At 69.5% G+C, this 13,618-nt stretch carries 15 protein-coding genes; 9 read left to right on the top strand and 6 right to left on the bottom strand.

What is annotated here, in order from left to right; all coding sequences use genetic code 11:
* Positions 1–85 precede the first annotated feature (85 nt).
* The 3 genes from B7495_RS14855 (at position 86) to B7495_RS14845 (ending at position 4,696) form a co-directional block, all read left to right on the top strand.
* Positions 86–1,840: a pyruvate dehydrogenase gene (locus B7495_RS14855; RefSeq protein WP_088457265.1), complete on the top strand. Its 1,755-nt coding sequence runs from the start codon at positions 86–88 to the stop codon at positions 1,838–1,840.
* Positions 1,841–1,997: 157 nt separating this feature from the next.
* The gene (locus B7495_RS14850) at positions 1,998–3,170 is read left to right on the top strand and encodes an AI-2E family transporter (protein WP_240632268.1); all 1,173 of its coding nucleotides are present in this window, start codon (positions 1,998–2,000) and stop codon (positions 3,168–3,170) included.
* A gap of 71 nt (positions 3,171–3,241) precedes the next feature.
* A complete protein-coding gene (locus B7495_RS14845) occupies positions 3,242–4,696 on the top strand; it encodes an NAD(P)/FAD-dependent oxidoreductase (RefSeq protein WP_088457263.1) in 1,455 nt (484 codons plus the stop codon).
* 104 nt (positions 4,697–4,800) lie between these two features.
* Here B7495_RS14845 and B7495_RS14840 read toward each other — a convergent pair whose 3' ends face one another.
* Positions 4,801–5,637, bottom strand: a complete 837-nt coding sequence (locus tag B7495_RS14840; protein ID WP_088457262.1) for an alpha/beta fold hydrolase — start codon at positions 5,635–5,637, stop codon at positions 4,801–4,803.
* Positions 5,638–5,729: 92 nt separating this feature from the next.
* Between B7495_RS14840 and B7495_RS14835 the strand changes: the two genes are divergently transcribed.
* Both B7495_RS14835 and B7495_RS14830 read left to right on the top strand, forming a co-directional pair.
* The gene (locus B7495_RS14835; protein ID WP_088457261.1) at positions 5,730–6,293 is read left to right on the top strand and encodes a TetR/AcrR family transcriptional regulator; all 564 of its coding nucleotides are present in this window, start codon (positions 5,730–5,732) and stop codon (positions 6,291–6,293) included.
* A gap of 96 nt (positions 6,294–6,389) precedes the next feature.
* Positions 6,390–6,617, top strand: a complete 228-nt coding sequence (locus B7495_RS14830) for a three-helix bundle dimerization domain-containing protein (protein WP_088457260.1) — start codon at positions 6,390–6,392, stop codon at positions 6,615–6,617.
* Between the two features lie 7 nt (positions 6,618–6,624).
* Here the strand turns inward: B7495_RS14830 and ppk2 are convergent, their stop codons facing one another.
* Positions 6,625–7,482 (bottom strand): polyphosphate kinase 2, encoded by an 858-nt coding sequence (gene ppk2, locus B7495_RS14825; protein ID WP_240632267.1) that lies wholly within the window; start codon positions 7,480–7,482, stop codon positions 6,625–6,627.
* Positions 7,483–7,621: 139 nt separating this feature from the next.
* Between ppk2 and B7495_RS14820 the strand changes: the two genes are divergently transcribed.
* The 3 genes from B7495_RS14820 (at position 7,622) to B7495_RS14810 (ending at position 9,314) form a co-directional block, all read left to right on the top strand.
* Positions 7,622–8,011: a DUF6855 family protein gene (locus B7495_RS14820; RefSeq protein ID WP_088457258.1), complete on the top strand. Its 390-nt coding sequence runs from the start codon at positions 7,622–7,624 to the stop codon at positions 8,009–8,011.
* 74 nt (positions 8,012–8,085) lie between these two features.
* Positions 8,086–8,433, top strand: a complete 348-nt coding sequence (locus B7495_RS14815; protein ID WP_103478879.1) for a DUF6412 domain-containing protein — start codon at positions 8,086–8,088, stop codon at positions 8,431–8,433.
* A gap of 92 nt (positions 8,434–8,525) precedes the next feature.
* A complete protein-coding gene (locus tag B7495_RS14810; RefSeq protein ID WP_088457256.1) occupies positions 8,526–9,314 on the top strand; it encodes a membrane protein insertase YidC in 789 nt (262 codons plus the stop codon).
* 246 nt (positions 9,315–9,560) lie between these two features.
* Here the strand turns inward: B7495_RS14810 and B7495_RS14805 are convergent, their stop codons facing one another.
* The 4 genes from B7495_RS14805 to B7495_RS14790 all read right to left on the bottom strand — a co-directional run bounded on the left by B7495_RS14805 (position 9,561) and on the right by B7495_RS14790 (position 12,342).
* Positions 9,561–9,962 carry an SPW repeat protein gene (locus B7495_RS14805; RefSeq protein WP_088457255.1) on the bottom strand — a complete coding sequence of 134 codons (402 nt, stop codon included), beginning with the start codon at positions 9,960–9,962 and terminating at the stop codon, positions 9,561–9,563.
* A 110-nt stretch (positions 9,963–10,072) separates the two neighbouring features.
* Positions 10,073–10,900, bottom strand: a complete 828-nt coding sequence (locus tag B7495_RS14800) for an endo alpha-1,4 polygalactosaminidase (RefSeq protein ID WP_088457254.1) — start codon at positions 10,898–10,900, stop codon at positions 10,073–10,075.
* Between the two features lie 40 nt (positions 10,901–10,940).
* A complete protein-coding gene (locus B7495_RS14795) occupies positions 10,941–11,441 on the bottom strand; it encodes a CarD family transcriptional regulator (RefSeq protein WP_066597804.1) in 501 nt (166 codons plus the stop codon).
* A 229-nt stretch (positions 11,442–11,670) separates the two neighbouring features.
* Entirely contained in the window at positions 11,671–12,342 is a 672-nt protein-coding gene (locus B7495_RS14790; protein WP_088457253.1) for a potassium channel family protein, read from the bottom strand.
* Positions 12,343–12,522: 180 nt separating this feature from the next.
* On the opposite strand from B7495_RS14790, the gene B7495_RS14785 reads away from it, so the two are divergent.
* Positions 12,523–13,611, top strand: coding sequence for a hypothetical protein (locus B7495_RS14785; protein ID WP_151199590.1), 1,089 nt, complete (start codon positions 12,523–12,525; stop codon positions 13,609–13,611).
* The last annotated feature ends 7 nt before the right edge of the window (positions 13,612–13,618 follow it).

Below are 13,618 nucleotides of genomic sequence, written 5' to 3'. Positions count from 1 at the left end.
GAGCCAAGTCCAGCGCCGCTGAGAGTTCGCTGACTGTGCCCTCGAGGGATATCGCCGTGCCGGGCGCGCGGGGTTTACTGGACCGATGGCTCAGACCGTCGCAGACCAGATCATCGCCCAACTCGTGGACGCCGGGGTGCGCCGCATCTACGGCATCGTCGGGGACAGCCTCAACCCCGTCGTCGACGCCGTGCGTCGAACCGGCGGAGCCGCCAACGGCGGCATCGACTGGGTGCACGTGCGCAATGAGGAGGCCGCGGCCTTCGCGGCCGGCGCCGAGGCCCAGCTCACCGGGCGCCTCGCCGTGTGCGCCGGCAGCTGCGGTCCGGGAAACCTGCACCTGATCAACGGACTCTACGACGCACACCGCAGCGGAGCGCCGGTGCTGGCCATCGCCAGCCACATCCCGACTGGTCAGATCGGAAGCGGCTTCTTCCAGGAAACCCACCCGGACCGGCTCTTCACCGAGTGCTCGCACTACCGGGAACTGGTCTCCTCCGCCGAGCAGCCGCCCAAGGTGGTCAACGCGGCCATGCGGCACGCGGTCGCCCTGAGCGGGGTATCGGTGGTCACCCTGCCCGGTGACGTCGCCGAACTCGATGCCGGGGGCGCCGTGCCCCGTTTCGTGTTGCCGGGGCGACCGACCGTGGTGCCCGCAGCGGATGACGTGCGTGCCCTGGCCGACGCGATCAACCGGGCCAAGACCGTCGCGATCTTCGCCGGTGCCGGCGTCGCCGGTGCCCACGACGCGGTGATCGCCTTCGCCGACCTCGTCGCCGCGCCCATCGGGCACAGCCTGCGGGGCAAGGAATGGATCCAGTACGACAACCCGTTCGACGTGGGCATGACCGGTCTGCTCGGCTACGGGGCCGCGCACGCCGGCATCCACGACGCCGACCTGGTGCTGCTTCTGGGCACCGACTTCCCCTATGAGCAGTTCCTGCCCGACGGCGACAAGGTGGTCATCGCCCAGGTCGACACCGACCCGTCCCACTTGGGCCGTCGGGTCAGCGTCACCCATCCGGTACACGGCGACGTGGCGGCCACGCTCGCGGCCCTCACCGGCCTGGTGACGAAGAAGACCGACCGGGCTTTCCTCGAACGCACCCTCAAGAAGCACGAGAAACTGCTCAGCTCGGTCGTCGGCACCTACACGGATGTCGACCACGGCCGCCCGATCCACCCGGAGTTCGCGGCCGCCATGCTCGATGAGCTCGTCGCCGACGACGCCATCGTCACCGCCGACACCGGCATGGGCAACGTCTGGCAGGCCCGGTACCTCACCCCCAATGGGCGTCGCCGGCTGATCGGCTCGTACCTGCACGGGTCGATGGCCAACGCGGTGCCGCAGGCGATCGGCGCCCAGAGCGCCTACCCCGACCGACAAGTGGTCACCATCAGCGGCGACGGTGGACTGGCGATGTTGCTCGGCGAGCTCATCACCATCGCCGCGCAGCAGCTTCCGGTGAAGGTCGTGGTGTTCAACAACTCCACTCTGGGCCTGGTGAAACTGGAGATGTTCGTCGACGGGTACCCCGACTTCGGTGTCGACGTGCCCGCCGTCGACTACGCTGCCGTGGCCACCGCGCTCGGCTTCCATGCCGTGCGGGTGGAAGACCCCGCGGTGCTGCGGTCCGCGCTCACGGCCGCCTTCGCCCATGAGGGGCCCGCCCTGGTCGACATCGTCACCGACCCGCTGGCGCTGTCCCTGCCGCCGAACGTGACCGCCAAGCAGGTGAAGGGCTTCGCGCTGGCCCTGTCGAAGACCGTGCTCAACGGTGGGGTGGGTGAGGCGGTGCAGATGGCGCGGTCCAACATCCGGCACCTACCCGGGCTCTGACGCCCGCCTGACCCCGCGGGCTCACCCGAAACGGGTGACGCCGCGGCGGGCTGCGGGGGAGGACACTGTGCCTGACGCGAACCGATGCGGAAGGGACCCCATGTGGCGACGCCGATCAAGGAAACAACCCCAGAGGGACGAGGCGCACCCCCGAGGCGTGGCCAGCGACGAGCCGGTGATCGTCGGTCCGCCGGTCTCGTCGCACCGCAGCACCTCGATCCTCGTCGGTCTGGGCGGTGCCACGGTGGCGGTCTTCGGCCTGGCCGCCATTGCCGGCATCGCGGCGCCGATCCTCCTGGCGCTGGTGCTCACCATCTGCGCGCACCCGGTGCGCCGGGGCCTGGAACGGCGCGGCGTGCCGCGGGGTCTGGCCACGGGATCCGTTGTCGCGACGGTGTTCATCGTGCTGGCGGCCTTCGTGGCGGCGCTGGGCCTGGCCCTGGGCCAATTCGCCACCCTGCTGCCCCAGTTCTCCAGCCAGATCAGAGACATCGCCACCACCATCACCGACTGGCTCGCGAGCCTCGGATTCGGCTCGGCGCAGGTGCAGGCCGTCGAGGACAGCCTTGACCCGAGCAATCTGGCTTCGGTCGTCTCCGGACTCTTCGGCAGCATCACCAACATCACGGTCGCCCTCGTGATCGTGTTGACCATGCTGATCCTGATGGCGGCGGACGCCGGCTACCTGCCCACCCTGCTCACTCAACTGAGGCCGACCCGACCCACACTGGTGGAGGCCCTGACGAACTTCGCCTCCAGCGTGCGCCGCTACATGGTGGCCACCACCCTCCTCGGCATCGTCCAAGGTGTCTTGAACGCCGTGGCGCTCGTGCTGCTCGGGGTGCCGGGCGCGTTCCTCTGGGGGCTGCTGTCATTCCTGTGCAGCTTCATCCCCAATGTGGGCTACTTCATCGCCATCATCCCGCCCACGGTGTTCGCGTTCCTCACCGGCGGCTGGGAGCTCGCGCTGCCCGTGATCGTGATCTACGCGATCGTCAACGGGGTGGTGCAGTCGATCGTGCAGCCCCGGGTGGTCGGCAACGCCGTCGCCCTCAGCCAATCCCTCACCTTCGCCTCGGTGCTGTTCTGGGCGATCGTGCTCGGTGCCATCGGCGCGATCCTGGCGATTCCGCTCACCCTGCTGATCCGAACGATCCTGGTGGATGCCGACCCCGCGGCCGCCTGGTGGCGCCCCCTGATCGGCGACCTCGATGAAACCCGCACCCTGATGAAGGTCGAGGATGCCCGTCAGCGCGCCCTGCGCAAGGCCGGCCGGGCGGCCAAGTCCAGCCAGGGCAAGCCGACCAAGGGTGTGCCAGGCCCCGCCTAGCTGCCGGTCAAGGGCTTTTCTCAGGACCCGCTGGCAGAGTCGGTGCTCCGTTCTGTTGCCAGGAGGTTCCCATGCCCGCTGATCCCACTGTCTCCTCCCCGGCCGGCTCCGCCGCGGCCACCGCACCCCGCTCGCACTACGACGTGCTGGTGATCGGCGCCGGCCCCGCCGGCACGGCCGCTGCCCTCCGCGCGGCCGAGCTGGGGGCCGGGGTCGTGGTCGTCGAGGCCGATCGCACCGGGGGCACCTGTGTGAACACCGGCTGCGTGCCCACCCGGGCGCTCGCGAAGGCGGCCAGGCTGATGCGCGAGGTGCGCACCGCCGAGACCTACGGCATCGAGGCCGTCATCCAGCGATTCGACTGGCGCACCACGGCCGCCAGGGTCACCGAATCCGTCGACAGAGTACGGTCGATCAAACGCGAGGCCGAGCGGTTCAGCGCCGCCGGCATCGACCTCGTCCTCGAGGGACGGGCCCGGTTCGTCGACCCGCACACCGTGGAGCTCGACAGCGGCCGCCGCATCAGCGCCGACAACATCCTGATCTGCGTGGGCGGTCACTCACGCCGGCTGCCGATCCCCGGCGCCGACCTGGCGACGGTGCCCGAACACGTACTCACCCTGCCCGCCCTGCCCGAACGCCTCGCGGTGATCGGCGGCGGCAACACCGGCGCCCAGCTGGTGACCATTTTCAGTTCGTTCGGCTCGAGGGTGACGCTGCTCGACGTGGCACCGCGGATCCTGATGGCCTCCGACGCCGCCGTCTCCGCCGGGGTGACCACGGCGTTCCGCGAGCAGGGCACTCGGGTCGAGACCGGCATCGAGACTGTCGAGTCGCTGGTGAAGCAGCCGGATGGCTCGATCCTCCTGACCTGGAGTGCGGCCGGTGAACCGGTGTCAGGGCAGTTCGATGCCGTGATCATGGCGACCGGCTGGCCGGCGGATGTCGACGACCTGGGCCTCGCGAACGCGGACGTGGCCACGGAGCGGTCCGCGATTCCCGTCGACCAGTACTTCCGCAGCGAGGTGTCGCACATCTTCGCCGTCGGCGACGCGAACGGCCGCGACATGCTCGTGCAGGCCGCCCAGTTCGAGGGTGAGGCCGCGGCCGAGAACGCGGTGCTGGGCACCAACCGTCGCACCCCGCACCACCTGCTGCCCGCGGGCGGGTTCACCGATCCCGACTATGCCGGGGTGGGGCTCACCGAGGAGCAGGCACGTGCCCGTGACCCGCTCTGCGTGGTGGCCACGGTGCCGTATGCGAGCCTGGACCGAGCGGTGATCGACGACAGGGAACGCGGGTTCCTGATGCTGATCTCCGACCGGCGCCGGGAGCTGATCCTCGGTGCACACGCCGTGGGCGAGAACGCCATCGAGGTGGTGCAGTCGGTGACCACGGCCATCGCCGCCGGCGTGGATGTGGCGACCCTCGCCCACGTGCGGTTCGCCTACCCCACCTACAGCGCCATCATCGGCCTCGCGGCCCGCACCCTCCTGGCCGAGGCGCCGCCCGCCCAGCGCCCCTGAGGCATGCTCCTAGGCCCAACCGTTGCCCATGCGGACAGGTGCGCCCGGTACGCCGGGCACAGTTGTCCGCACGGGCAACAGTTGCGGTGGTCGAGGGGTGCCGCCTACTTGGCCAGGAAGGCCAGCAGAACCTCGTTGATCTCGGCCGCGTGGGTCCACAGCATCCCGTGCGGGGCGCCGTCGATCTCGACGTACTCGGCCGCCGGCAGGGCCTTCGCGAAGAGTCGGCCGGTGGAGTCGATCGGCAGGATGTTGTCGCTCGTGCCGTGCACGATCAGAGAGGGAACCGTGATCTTCGCCACGTCGGCGCGGAAGTCGGTGATCCAGGTCAGCGGGGCCGCGGCCGCCGCGAACGATCCGGAGCCGGCGGCCACATTCCAGCTGTTCTGCAGGGCCTCGACGCTCAGCCGGCTGCCGAGGTTCTCGGCCGTGTTGTAGAAGTTCGTGTAGAACTCGGTGAAGTAGGCGTAGCGGTCGGCCTTGACGGCGTCGACGATGCCCTCGAAGAACTCCAGCGGCGCGGCGCCGCCCGGGTTCTCGTCGGTCTTGAGCAGGAACGGCTCGAGGGAGGCGAGGAAGACGGCCTTCGCCACCCGGTCGGACCCGTAGCTGCCCAGGTACCGACCGACCTCTCCGGTGCCCATCGAGAAGCCGACCAGGACGACGTCCCGCAGGTCGAGGGTCTCGAGCACGACGTTAAGGTCGGCGGCGAAGGTGTCGTAGTCGAACCCGACCGTGGGCTGGCTGGACTGGCCGAAGCCGCGGCGGTCGTAGGTGATCACGCGGTAGCCCGCGTCGAGGAGGGCCGCAGACTGCTTCTCCCAGGAGTGCCCGTCGAGCGGGAAGCCGTGGATCAGCACCACCGGCTGGCCGGTTCCGTGATCTTCGTAGTAGAGGTCGATGTTGGTGCTGTTCTCTGTGCCAACCGTGATGAACGACATGTCATGGTCCCCTTCGTCTGCCAGAGAACGTGCGTTCTCCGATCTGTTTGCTAGCCTAGAGAACGAACGTTCTCAATGCAAGTGAGGTTTGTGTGAACACTGTAAGTAGCCCGCGTGAAGTCGCGACCGCCGCCGCCGACCGGTTGTACTACAGCCGGGGCATCCAGGCCGTATCGATGGACGAACTGCGCGCCGAGACCGGGCTGTCACTGAAGAAGCTCTATGCCCTCTTCCCGTCGAAGGAGGCGATCGTGCTCGCCGTGCTGCACAGCAGGCACGAGCAGTGGTCCGCCGGCCTGGAACGCGCTGCCGCGACCGCGACGACCCCGCGCGAGCGGGTGCTGTCGATTTACGACTATCTGCTCGAGTGCTTCGTCAGCGACGACTACCGGGGCTGCGGATTCGTGAACGCCTTCGGTGAACTCGGTGCGACGGTGCCGGCCGTGGCCGAGGCCGCCCGGGCCCAGAAGGTCGGTTTCCAGGGCTACGTCGGGAAGCTGGTCGCGGCGGCCGGCGCCCCGGCCGAGCTGGCACCCATGCTGGTGTTGCTGGCCGAGGGCGCTCAGACCACCGCGGCCATCTGTGGCACCCCGGATGCCGCCAGATCGGCCCGCGCCGCCGCCGAGGCCCTGCTCGACGGGCCCCGCGCGGCCTGACCATCGTCGCGACGCGGGCGCGCACGTCCGTGCAGGGTGGGGCGTTCAGTATCTCCGAAGTTGACCCGGGTGCGGGCGTCGGCGCAAACTGATCCCGTGGACACTCAAGAACGTCAGCAGCACGAAGACCAGGCCGTCTCCCAAGTCATCGACAGGCTGGCCGAGAAGTTTCCCGATCGGCCGCGGTCGGTCATCGAAGGCGTCGTCACCGAGGAACGCCACCTGCTCGACGGCAAGCCGATCCGCGACTACGTCCCGGTGCTGATCGAGCACGGGGCCAAGGCACGCTTGCGCGAACCCGCCCGACCCCGCACCATCGGCTGACCCCGGGTCAGCTTTTCTTCTTTTTCTTGGCCTTGGCCTCCGCGGCCAGCTCGGTGATGCGCGCCGCGTGATCGGGCACCGGGCGCGTGAGCTCGCGCGGTGGCCGCTCGTAGTCCGACGACGGCGGCCGGTGCGGGATGTGCACGGGCGGCGGCTCCATCTGCTCGTAGGGCACCATCGACAGGAAATGGCTGATCATGTTCAGGCGGGCGGCGCGCTTGTCTTCGCTTTCGACCACCCACCAGGGTGCCTCGGCGATGTCGGTGTGCACGAACATCTCGTCCTTGGCCTTCGAATAGTCCACCCACTTGGTGATCGAGAGCACATCGGTGTCCGAGAGCTTCCAGCGCCGCATCGGGTCGTTCAGCCGTGACCGGAAGCGCAGTTCCTGCTCCCGGTCGGACACCGAGAACCAGTACTTGAGCAGGATGATGCCGTCTTCGACGAGCATCCGTTCGAACAGGGGAGCTTGGTGCAGGAACCGGCGGTATTCGTCTGGCGTGCAGTAGCCCATCACCTTCTCGACGCCCGCACGGTTGTACCAGGACCGGTCCATCAGTACGATCTCGCCCGCGGTGGGCAGGTGCTCGATGTAGCGCTGGAAATACCACTGGCCGCGCTGGCGGTCGGTGGGCACGGGCAGCGCCACGATGCGCGCAATGCGCGGATTGAGGTACTCGGTGACCCGCTTGATGGCCGACCCCTTGCCGGCGGCATCACGACCCTCGAAGATCACCACGATCCGGGCGCCGGACTCGCGGACCCACTCCTGCATGGTCACGAGGTCGGACTGCAGCCGACGCAGCTCGCCCTCGTAGAGCTTCTTGTCCATGCGGGGTGTGGCGGATGCATCCTTCTTCGCCATGCGCGGGTCCTCCCTGATTCACGTGCGCTCAGCGTACTCGGTGGCGTGACGGCGCCGTGGCGTTTCGCGGCGCCCGGCCTAGGCTGGGGCCGACGGGAGCCGGTGGGTTCCCCGCATTCGCTGACGAATGGAGACCCTGATGACCGACGGAACGCCTGCCGAGCCCTGGCAGCTCACGACAGCGCCCGGCACCTCGACGTACTCGATGTACCGCGAGGGCGACGAACTTGTCTGCCAGGTGGGCGCCACGACCCTGAAGTATCAGGCCAGGGCCATCGACGACCTGCACGCCTGGCTGGTCGAGCAGGGCGACTGGGTGCCGCTCGGCGCCAGCGACGAACAGAAGACCGCACCGGAGGGCAGCGTCGAAGCGTGGGGCCGGTCCCCGGACAATCCGGTCGGCGGCTGGTACGGCCTGCGCAAGGGCTACCGCGGTCGCTTCGGCATGTACCTGCCCCCGCTGCTCGAGCACCTGGGCCTGGCCGAGCTCACCCACGAGAAGCGCAACAATTCGATGCGGGCGCTCTGAGTCCGGCCGCGCTGAGCGCAGCCGCGCTGCATCCGGCTAGGCTGGCCGGGTCGACCGCAAGAAAGGGGCCCCGGATGCGCGCACGCACGTTGATGCCGCCGGCGTCGCCGACTGCCCGCTTGTCGGTGCTGCTCGGCCTGAGCCTGGGCTCCGGGTTCGGCCTCGGTGCGCTCTCCCTCGGCGGCCGCGGCTTCGGCGAGCTGCTCGCCCTCGCGGCGCTGTTCACCCTGGCCGCCTCGGCCGTGGCCGTCACCGGCGCGGCCCAGCAGGTGCTCGCGATGCTGGTCATGGTGCTCACCGGCGCCCCCACCCCCGTCGCCCGGCCCTACCCCGAGCTGGCCTCCCAGGTCGGCCAAAGCGTTCCGGATGCGCCAGGCAAGCCTCAGCCGCGCGCCCCGGGCCGCGCCCTCCCGGTCGCCTAGGGAGCTCTCTCGCGCCGCACCCGCCGGGTGCCCCGCCGCCCTGTCGCGACCATACGGTTCCTCTTTTTCCGTATTCCGACCGGGAGTTTTCCATGGACATCTATGCCTTCGGCCCCATCGCGGCCGTGCTCGACGCGGCCTACGCCGTTCTGCACAACCTCACCCTGTTCCTCACCCCGTTCGCCACCGCGAACGCGGCGGCCCTCGCCGTCATCGTGCTCACCCTCGCCCTGCGCCTGCTGCTCATCCCGGTGGGGGTATCCCAAGCCCGCGCGCAGCAGCTGCGCCAACGCCTCGCCCCGCGGCTGACCGAGCTGCGGCGGCTGCACGGTACCAACCCGGAGCGTCTGCAACGCGAGACGGCCGCCCTCTACGCCGCCGAGAACGCCTCGCCGCTGGCCGGGTGCCTGCCCCTGCTGGTGCAGGCGCCGATCCTCTCGATCGTCTACGGCCTGTTTGTGTTGGGCACCATCAACGGGCACGACAACGCCCTTCTCGCAGCTGGCCTGTTCGGCAGTCCGCTGGGCACCAGCATCCTCACCGGCTGGGGTGCCGGGCCCACCCCCACGGTGCTTCTGGTCGGCGGCGTGCTGCTCGGCGTGCTGCTGGTGGCCCAGCTGCTCAGCCGACGGCTGATGCTGGCCCAGGGAGCCGTATCCGCCGCCGCGCCCGCCCCTGGCGCGGCGTCGCCGGCCGCCCCGGGTGCGCTCTCGCCCGCCGCCCAGGCGACCATGACCGGTGTGCTCAGCTGGCTGCCGCTGATCAGCGTGGTCTTCGCGGCCTTCGTGCCGCTGGCCGCGGCGATCTACCTCACGGTGAGCGCGCTCTGGGGCGTAACCGAGCGAGCGCTGCTGTGGCGGATGCTGCGTCCGGCGCGCTAATCCGCCGCGCTAGCCCGTCGCGGTACGGACAGTAGCGCGGCGCCGACTTGCCGCAAAACGCCCCATGCGCGCGCCCGAGGGGGCAGTTTCCGGCAAGTCGAGCGCGGGTGATACACGCACGTGCCGCAAGATCCCGCTAGGGACGGTCGGAGGGGCATCTTGCGGCAACTCGGCATGTCCGGGCGCGAAAAAGCGGCAGGCGCTCCCAGTGCCGGGGGCGCCTGCCGCAGTCGAGGGCCGTGCGGGTCAGGCGACGCTGTTGGCGTGCGCCCTGGTGCCGGAGACGCTGACGCCGGGCTGGCTCTTCGAGCACAGCACGACGAGGATCACGGCGACGCCGACTACGATGTGCGGCAGCCAGGCGTTCGGCGCCTCGTCAGCGAAGCCGAACAGGAACGGCGACGCGATCAGGACGATCGATGCCAGCACGTCGAAGACGAGGTGGATCGGCATGCCGATGACCTTGATCAGGCCCAGCTCGTAGCGGGTGAACAGGCTGTAGAGGATCAGGCCGACGCCGAGGACGCGGGGGACGATGACCGCGGCGCCGCCGACCTCTTCGAACATGAAGATGGTGGGGGCGAGGATCAGGGCGATCGCAACGACGTAGTCGAGGACCGCGTGGACCTTGGTGGGAATGAATCGCATGGGGGAGCTCCTGAAGTGTGAACCGCAAGGCCCGTTGCCTCACGACACTGATTCGCCGCCGTCGGCCGGATGGTTTGGTCGCCCCACCGAACCCGGTCGGCGGAGCCGCCTCAGCAGCGTTCGTATACGTACCCCGGTGCACCGGTCACGACGAGATCGCGGTCGCGCAGGATCATCGACCGCGGCCGGTCAGGCACCGCGCAGACTGCGGCGAAGTCAACGCGCAGGTCGTCGGTGTATTCGATGGCCAACACCCGATCGCCGTAGGCCGCCCGGTAGAGCCCGCACTCCTGCCATCGGTCGCATTCCTCGGCGACGGCGAAGTCGAACAGCTCGGCGAGGGGCTCCGCCAGGTCGGCGGCGTTCTTCTGGCCGATCGCCAGGCCCTCGTCGTGCGCGGCGGCGACCAGGATGCGCGCGAACGCGACATTGTCCTCGGCGGTGAGCAGACCGGCCGACCGGGTGTACGAGTCGAGGTTGTCGATCTCCACGGCGTCGAAGCCGGACGTCGCACAGTTCGTCAGTAGGGGGAGCAGCAGCGCGGCGAGTGCGGTGCGCTTCCCGGCGCTGCCGGTGTCGAACAGAAGCTCGTCCGGCCAATTCTCGTCGCGCACCGGCCCGCCGCCGGCTGTAAGGATCAGCTCGGGCGAATCCTCGAGTATCCGCTGGGACTCTGCCGGCTGGGTCTGGAAACCGTTCAGGTAACACACCGAGTAGAGGCCGGCCGCGGGCTCATCGGTGCTGTCACGCACGACGATGTCCACTCCGGCTGGTGGGTCGTAGGCGCCGCCGAGCTGATAGTCGAGGCCACCGCCCACCGGCGGCGGCACCGGGCCGGATGCGGGCGACGGGCCGGACGCGCAGCCGGACAGCGCCAGGCCCACCAGCACCCCGACAACACAAACGCGCCGCCGGGCGGCAGCAGACAGGCTGCGCATCCGGCGACGCGTCAAGGTGATGAACTACAGAGGTGGTGAACTAGGCGACTTCGGCGACGCTGGCGTTCAGCACGTCGTCAAGGGTGACGAATGCCTCTTCTTCGGTGGACTTCTGCGCGAGCGCGAGCTCGGAGACGAGAACCTGGCGAGCCTTGATGAGCATCCGCTTCTCGCCGGCGGAAACGCCGGAGATGCGGTCGCGGCGCCACAGGTCGCGAACGACCTCGCTGACGCGATAGACGCTGCCGCTGCCCATCTTCTCGGTGTTGGCCTTGTAGCGACGCGACCAGTTGCTGGGCTCTTCTTCGACATCGCTGCGGAGCACGTCGAAGACGGCCTCGACACCGGCGGCGTCGATGACGTCGCGCACGCCGACGAGCTCGGCGTTGTCGATGGGCAGGTTGATGGCCAGATCACTCTGGTGGACGGTGAGCGTGATGTAACGCTTCTCGACACCCTTGATCGTGCGGGTCTCGACCGCGGTGATGGTTGCCGCGCCGTGGTGGGGATAGACGACGGTCTCGCCGACTTCGAAAATCATCTGATGCAGCCTCATAATTCGTTGAGCGTGGTTGACGTATCACCCGGACGGCGGCGCGGGGCGCCGGCCGTGCTCCGCCGCGGTGCTGCCACAGCCGATTCGACGCACCCAGGGCAACTCACTGGATACAACACGCGACTGAAAATGGCACAGCGGTTCGTTAAGGGTATTCGGAGAGTGTATCATTCCCGCCTCGCTGGCCCTATTCGTGTCCGCGGCCGGTTTTCGGCTACTTGTGGCGGTCCTCGAGCTCGGACACCCGCTGCACGATCCAGGACGAGAGGGTGGCCGTGAGGACACCCAGCACGGCCACGCCGCCGAGCATCAGCGCGGTGGCGATGGTGCGCCCGCGCAGGGTGACCGGAGTGAAATCGCCGTAGCCGACGGTGGTGATGGTCACGGCGGCCCACCAGAAGGAGTCACCGAACGAGGTGATGTTGGCGTCCGGGGTCGCCCGTTCGGCCTCGAGTACGGCGAGGGCGGCGATGTAGGTGACCAGGGTCGCGGCGCCGGCGAGGTAGACCAGCACCCTGGCGCGAAAGGCCGTGCCCGCAGACTGCTGAAAGACGTTGCTGTGCGCGACGACCCGCAGCAGCCGCAGTGGCCGCAGCAGCGGCAGCAACACGAAGAGCAGGTTGACCGGATGGTGCAGCACCCACTGCCAGGGGTGGTCGGCGAGGGCGATCTCCACGAGGTAGCTCACCGGGAACAGCGCCCAGCTGACCAGGATCAGCAGCCGCAGGAGGTCGGCGGTGGCGACATCCACATCGCCGATCACCGTGATCGAATAGGCGACCAGGAAGAGGATGGCTGCGATCGTGAGCGGCCAGTCAACCGCCTGTTGCCAGCGTGTCTGGCGCTGCCCGCCCCACGGGTTGGTACGGATGCCGGTCGCCATCATGCGGGCATCCTGCCACCGGCCGGGGACCCGGCCAATGGCGGCGGGGCCGCGCCGACGGTTCTACGTCGCCCGCGCGGCGATGAGGGCGCGGGCGAGCCGCTCGACCAGCGCGTAGGGCACCGGGCGTTTCAGCGGAAACAGCACCGTGTCCTTCTCGCGCTGACCGGGCAAGGCCGGCGGATGCCCGGGGCCGGATCGGCCGGATGGTGGCAGGATGTGCGCATCAATGACGGGAGTCTCGTGGCACAGGCGCGGCGTGACGATGACCCGTACGAGCGCGCCCTGACCGATCCGGACTTTCTGCGCGCCGTGACCGCGGCCCACCGGGGCCACTGGCCGGTGCTCGACGCGCTCTGGTGGTGCAGGCATCCCGCCGAGGCGGCCCCGAGCGGCAGCCCCTCACCCGTCGCCCGGCTGAGCAGCCTGCAACGCCGGTTGTTCGCGGCGGATGGCGACGCGGCCGGCGACGGTGCCGTGGCCGATGCCGTGCGTGAGCTGGAAGCGGAGATCGGGGAAGAACGGGCGAACATCGGCGCGGCGCTCGCTGCAGCGCACGCGGGTCGCGAGCCGCCGGACACCGAGTCGCCGGCCATCGAGCGGCCGGGCACCGAGTCGTCCGGCACCGAGCAGCCGGCCACCGAGTTGCCGGCCACCGGGACGCCGTTCGCTCCTCACGTCGTCGTCGGCAGCAGTATCGTCGGCAGCACGACCCGGTGGGTGCCTCCGCGCCGCCGCCTGCTGCTGGGCGCCGGCCTGGTCGGAGCGTTGCTGCTCGGAGCCCTCGTGGGCAGCCAGGTGACCAGCGCCAGTCGGTCCGGCGCCCCGGAACCCACCCCCACCGCAACCAGCACCCGCACCCCGACCGTGCCGGTGCTGGCGGCCCAGGTCTTCGCCCGGGTCCAGACCGGCCAAGACATCCCGCGGGTGCCGCTGCCGGGGGCCTACGACCCCGCCTCGTTCAGATATCTCGGCTCGTCGGGGTGGCGGGACGTCGATGCCAACGGCGTGACGGATTCGCCCTACTACGCCGCGCGCGGTGCGTCGAACACGATCTGCCTCGTGGCGATGCCCGAGGGCGCCGGCTATCTCACCACCTGTACCCTCGAGGCGGACTTTCCCCGGGGCGGCCTCCGCCTGTCCTGGCAGAGCAGCGACGTTCTTCCGGTGGAAGAGAACGGCCGGACAGCGATGGTGATGGACATTACGGTGACTTGGATGCGGGACTCGACGATCGAGACGCGGGGCACCGGCCGGGCGCTGGTCCCCTGAAGCCGGC

Source organism: Cryobacterium sp. LW097 (assembly GCF_002205495.2).
Taxonomy (GTDB): Bacteria; Actinomycetota; Actinomycetes; order Actinomycetales; family Microbacteriaceae; genus Cryobacterium; species Cryobacterium zongtaii.
The sequence above is the reverse complement of the archived record's forward strand: the minus strand, read 5'-3'. Positions and strand labels throughout refer to the sequence as shown.

Bases quoted from the DNA above. Each gene is read 5' to 3' on its own strand.
- B7495_RS14855 (WP_088457265.1), top strand. From the start codon at position 86: ATGGCTCAGACCGTCGCAGACCAGATCATCGCCCAACTCGTGGACGCC.
- B7495_RS14845 (WP_088457263.1), top strand. From the start codon at position 3,242: ATGCCCGCTGATCCCACTGTCTCCTCCCCGGCCGGCTCCGCCGCGGCC.
- B7495_RS14840 (WP_088457262.1), bottom strand. From the start codon at position 5,637: ATGTCGTTCATCACGGTTGGCACAGAGAACAGCACCAACATCGACCTC.
- ppk2 (WP_240632267.1), bottom strand. From the start codon at position 7,482: ATGGCGAAGAAGGATGCATCCGCCACACCCCGCATGGACAAGAAGCTC.
- B7495_RS14820 (WP_088457258.1), top strand. From the start codon at position 7,622: ATGACCGACGGAACGCCTGCCGAGCCCTGGCAGCTCACGACAGCGCCC.
- B7495_RS14815 (WP_103478879.1), top strand. From the start codon at position 8,086: ATGCGCGCACGCACGTTGATGCCGCCGGCGTCGCCGACTGCCCGCTTG.
- B7495_RS14810 (WP_088457256.1), top strand. From the start codon at position 8,526: ATGGACATCTATGCCTTCGGCCCCATCGCGGCCGTGCTCGACGCGGCC.
- B7495_RS14805 (WP_088457255.1), bottom strand. From the start codon at position 9,962: ATGCGATTCATTCCCACCAAGGTCCACGCGGTCCTCGACTACGTCGTT.
- B7495_RS14800 (WP_088457254.1), bottom strand. From the start codon at position 10,900: ATGCGCAGCCTGTCTGCTGCCGCCCGGCGGCGCGTTTGTGTTGTCGGG.
- B7495_RS14795 (WP_066597804.1), bottom strand. From the start codon at position 11,441: ATGATTTTCGAAGTCGGCGAGACCGTCGTCTATCCCCACCACGGCGCG.
- B7495_RS14790 (WP_088457253.1), bottom strand. From the start codon at position 12,342: ATGATGGCGACCGGCATCCGTACCAACCCGTGGGGCGGGCAGCGCCAG.
- B7495_RS14785 (WP_151199590.1), top strand. From the start codon at position 12,523: ATGCCCGGGGCCGGATCGGCCGGATGGTGGCAGGATGTGCGCATCAAT.